Here is a 2,381-nt window from a genome sequence, read left to right on the forward strand (position 1 = left end):
CACCGAAACCTGGCACGCGTTCCTCGACGACTTTGTCGATGACGCGGAACTCGTCGCCCGCATCAAGGCTCAGTCGCCGCGGTAACAATCGGCCGGTTACGGATCATGGCTGGCGTACGAGGGACGAGACTTATCCCGTCACTTGAAGCGGCGTACTTAAAAGCTGCCATCGAGTCCGGAAAAAATGAGCGCGCAAAGCGTGCCCTTCAGGCTTTGTGCAAGATGTACTGGAACGGAGCAAGGCTCCAAGCCAAGGATCGAAACGGGCTTGAGAATACAGTCCTTGGTGCCCTGACAAGAGGAAATTCCAGCGAAAAGGTCCGTCGATGGTCCCTAACGAGCTTAGCGCAGTTTGGTAAGGCAAATGTGAGTTGGGAGGCCGTTCTAGCCTCCCTGAAAAAGCATCAAACTGAGCCGCAAGTAGTGTCTGCTGCAATTGCCGCTGCGTTCAAACTCAAACCGCAGGATGCCCATACCGAACTTCTCGCGATGGACTTTGTGTCAGCTGAAATTTTGGCGCTTTCAGCGCTGCAATCGGTTCCTTCCGATGTGTTAAGCAGCGGCATTCCCGTTATCGAAGTCGATCAAGCTGACGCCACCACCCTCAAGCTCGCACTAGTATTGGTTGGGCTGGGTCGGGCTCCTGAGAATCTTTTTCATCCCGCATATATCAACGGCGACCTTGTTCGTGCGCTTGGATCTCATCACGAACCTTTGGTCTGCCAGTACTCTATCTGGGCAACCGCTGAGAACCCGACGCTGTCAGTTAAAGATTTAGGTATCGACCCAAGGAGCGTTGAATCCAGACCGCCCAACGTGAGATCATATGTATACCGGCTTTTTGCTGCAGAGCGATCATATTCTGAACTACAGCACCTCCTGATCGAAGTGGGTAGCCGGGATTCTGATCCTGAGGCGCGAATGGGCTGCGCGATCGGTTTGCGTGACACTTGGTATGACGGCATAGAACCAATAGTTTGCGACTGGCTTCTGAGCGAGGAAGAGCAAGAGATACAACGATACCTGCTTGATCACTTGGTCAGGCAGGCTCCAAAGAGCACCTCGTACGCAAGCTTGACGATAGAACTTTTTGAAAATTTCCAAAATGATACCGAGGCTCGTCAGGTGATGATGATAGCAGCCTCGGGTGGACCTCTATTTAGAGATCTGAAATTAATCGAACTGAAAGAGGATCAGGGCTTTCTGTACTCAAAGGGGCAAAGTATGGGCACTACAAACAACAATATTACTATTAATAATCACGGATCGATGGGCCAAACTTCCATATCAGGTTCGGGAAGCGCGGCTAGCGACGGGAAGGTTCAAGCACAGGTACAGGCTGGTGTACCCGAAATCATCCGCAGCATCAGGGAGCTGCTTGTGGATATGCCCAAGCAGCAAACGATAGATCAGGAGTTGGCCGTAGAGCTCGAACAGGCCGAAGCCGACCCGTCCCCTGGTCGGCTGCAAAGATTGGTAGCACTACTAGAACGCCTCAAGGGTGGACTAGAGGCTGCGGGCGATAGCCTTGAGGCTGCAACGGCACTGGGGGGAAAGATCGCCCTTCTTGCTCTCGCCGCTGGCATTGGCGGATAAACCTATCTCGACTGAAACTGGATATCGACAAGTGCAAAATCCCGAATTTCGCCCTTGTCGATATCAACACCGCGCAAAAACCACTGTTGCCCTGAGTGCCACTCGGTCTCCCCAAACCAGATACCTTCCGGCTCAACGCGCCTCTGCGACGTTTCACCCCGCCAGTTCTTGTAAATGAAGACCAACTCGCGGTTCGGCGTAAGGGAGTGTTCCAATGCGTTCATCCTTACGTTCATCGCAGTCTTACTGAACAATGTCATGAGGTGAGTTTTTCGACAAGCCCATGGTCGTATGCACACACAGCATAGGCGGAGCCGCGCACTAGGGAATCGCTTACAAGGCTGCTGCAAGACTCGGTGTCACGCCCTGCAAACGTCGCTGTCAGCTGCCACACGCCACCGTTACGCGGTGCTCTGCCCGGCTGTTCGATCTCGGCTCACTTCTGCGCGACGAGGTTGGGGGTGCAGCGAACAGCAGCACCATCCGCATCGCGGCCATCAAGACAGGGCATTTGCTGCAGGGTAACACCCGCACAGAAACTGAAGATGGCTGCGTGAGCTCTACTTCTGCGCCCTGTTAAAACGGGGAGGATTACCAACCGGCTGTACTCGCCACCGAGCTGCAAGGTGAGCGTCACGTTGCCCGTTACCATGCCGCCCGACCATCCCCATGTGATGCGGGCCAGGGCAGGCACCACCATCAACTGACCGTGGACGACCTGCATCCGCCCTGGCATCGCGGATATCCGGGTTTCTTCGGGGCTCGGGCAGCGGCCTCGCCATCCG

Annotated in this window: 3 protein-coding genes; 1 reads left to right on the forward strand and 2 read right to left on the reverse strand. The window is 54.7% G+C overall.

What is annotated here, in order from left to right:
- The first annotated feature begins 105 nt into the window (after window positions 1–105).
- Window positions 106–1,596, forward strand: a complete 1,491-nt coding sequence (locus ACDP63_RS24600) for a hypothetical protein (RefSeq protein WP_409928830.1) — start codon at window positions 106–108, stop codon at window positions 1,594–1,596.
- A gap of 2 nt (window positions 1,597–1,598) precedes the next feature.
- On the opposite strand, the gene ACDP63_RS24605 is transcribed toward ACDP63_RS24600, so the two are convergent.
- Together ACDP63_RS24605 and ACDP63_RS24610 are read right to left on the reverse strand one after the other, a co-directional pair.
- Window positions 1,599–1,820, reverse strand: coding sequence for a WYL domain-containing protein (locus ACDP63_RS24605; RefSeq protein WP_409928831.1), 222 nt, complete (start codon window positions 1,818–1,820; stop codon window positions 1,599–1,601).
- 212 nt (window positions 1,821–2,032) lie between these two features.
- On the reverse strand, window positions 2,033–2,381 hold a 349-nt coding region (locus ACDP63_RS24610; RefSeq protein WP_409928832.1), incomplete at its 5' end, for a hypothetical protein.

Origin of the sequence: Paracoccus sp. P2, from assembly GCF_046335115.1 — a bacterium.
GTDB lineage: Bacteria > Pseudomonadota > Alphaproteobacteria > Rhodobacterales > Rhodobacteraceae > Paracoccus > Paracoccus pantotrophus.